The organism is Shigella sp. FC1567 (assembly GCF_001743015.1).
GTDB classification, from domain to species: domain Bacteria; phylum Pseudomonadota; class Gammaproteobacteria; order Enterobacterales; family Enterobacteriaceae; genus Escherichia; species Escherichia coli.
The window spans coordinates 1-1845 of the sequence record NZ_MIIV01000241.1 but is presented as its reverse complement, the minus strand read 5'-3'; the positions used below and the strand labels follow the sequence as shown (position 1 = coordinate 1845).

Annotated in this window: 2 protein-coding genes and 1 pseudogene; 2 read left to right on the top strand and 1 reads right to left on the bottom strand. The window is 44.8% G+C overall.

The genetic code is table 11. From position 1 onward, the window contains the following. Nucleotides 1–1118, bottom strand: a 1118-nt coding sequence (gene ipaH3, locus BHE85_RS14530) for a T3SS effector E3 ubiquitin-protein ligase IpaH3/Hc (RefSeq protein WP_128832309.1), incomplete at its 3' end; no start/stop codon positions are given. A gap of 320 nt (nucleotides 1119–1438) precedes the next feature. Here ipaH3 and BHE85_RS14525 point away from each other — a divergent pair. Together BHE85_RS14525 and BHE85_RS14520 are read left to right on the top strand one after the other, a co-directional pair. Further along, nucleotides 1439–1534, top strand: a pseudogene (locus BHE85_RS14525) (transposase); the annotation flags it as partial. A gap of 54 nt (nucleotides 1535–1588) precedes the next feature. Beyond that, the coding region (locus tag BHE85_RS14520; protein WP_024259250.1) for an IS1-like element transposase at nucleotides 1589–1845 on the top strand (257 nt) is incomplete at its 3' end.

The following is a 1845-nucleotide window of genomic DNA, read 5'->3' as shown; positions in this document are numbered from 1 at the left end:
TTGTTCCATGTGAGCGCGACACGGTCCTCACAGCTCTCAGTGGCATCAGCAGCAACAGCGAAAGACTGCTGTCGAAGCTCCGCAGAGGCACTGAGTTTTTCCAGCCATGCAGCGACCTGTTCACGGAATCCGGAGGTATTGCGTGCAGAGACGGTATCGGAAAGGCGGTCAAGGAACGCGGAAAAGGTGTTGGCGTGCTCTTCATGTTCAAAAGCATGCCATATCTGTGATACATCAGATTGTTTGTTTTCCGGGAACCATGCTGTCACGGCATCAGCCAGGGGGCGATGGAGTGTATTCTGTTGTCCGTCACTCATGGAGAAGTAAATCCGTGGGCCGTGGTAGTCCGGTTGGGCGGTTTGTTGCGACAGAGACTCCCTGATCCGTGAGGACAGAGGATTGTCTTCGAGGATGATAGTGCAGGTCGGATCAAGGCTAAGTATATTTTCCGGAATGTGTGTGATGCGATTCTCGCGGCACCGGAAAAATATCTCGGTTTCCTCTGAGTGATGATTTCTTACAGGTACGGCTGGTAGGCTTTCCAGAAGATTAGTACTTACATCGAGCGCTTCCAGTGATTCAGGTAACTCAGGGAGAAATGTCAGCTGGTTATTTCTTACTGAGAGCACTTCCAGCGATGTAGGTAATTCAGGAAGCATGGTTAGCTGATTGTTATCTGCATTAATATATTCCAGCAATGCAGGCAATTCAGGAAGCATGGTTAGTTGGTTGTTATCTACATCAAGATGTTTCAGAGATGCGGGTAATTCAGGAAGTGTTGACAGGTGATTGTCACAGGCGTCAAGGTATTCCAGCGATGCTGGCAATTCTGGTAATGATATTAGGGCATTCTGAGTAATTTCCAGAACAGTGATTTGAGGTGGTAAGTTGTCAGGTAGCGAGGACAGATTTAAACGATTCAGTTGAAGCTCACTGAACTGATTGATGAGACATTCTTTAAGTAGGGAGACCGCTTCATTCCGATTTTCACCGGGGAGCGCTTGTTTTTCCCATTTATCCCATGCTGAAAAGTAATCAGCATATGTACCGGAAATAGTGTTATAAAAAGAATTTTGGGACAATGAAAAGTTATTATTTATCGGTAACATGATGGACATTCAGTTAAAGCCGATGGACAAATGGCTTTGTTAAAAGAAATAAGTAGGAGTTTTTATGAAGTTCATTCCATGAAATGAACTTCAGCACTTTTTTATTATAAAAGGACAAACAAAATTGGCTGTAAAAAAACGATACTGTTTCAGTTAACTGTGAATAGCTTGCTTGCACCGTATTGTTCTTGTTTTTCGGTTAGTTAAACATCGTACTTCATATTTGAACGTTCTGCCGGAATGCATTATCAATAGAGGTAAAGTCTGAGGTAGCCTGAGTTTAACGGACACTCCTTCCTGAAATAGAATGGCATCAGAAGGAGCTAATAATGAGCAGAAAAAACCAACGTTACTCTAAAGAGTTCAAAGCCGAAGCTGTCAGAACGGTTCTTGAAAATCAACTTTCGATCAGTGAAGGCGCTTCGGTAATGCTGCCAACTTACTGATTTAGTGTATGATGGTGATTTTAAGGTGCTTGCGTGGCTTCCATTTCCATCAGATGTCCTTCCTGCTCCGCTACTGAAGGCGTGGTGCGTAACGGCAAAAGCACTGCCGGACATCAGCGCTATCTCTGCTCTCATTGCCGTAAAACATGGCAACTACAGTTCACTTACACCGCCTCTCAGCCCGGTACGCACCAGAAAATCATTGATATGGCCATGAATGGCGTCGGATGTCGCGCCAGTGCACGCATTATGGGCGTTGGCCTCAACACGGTTTTACGTCACTTAAAAAA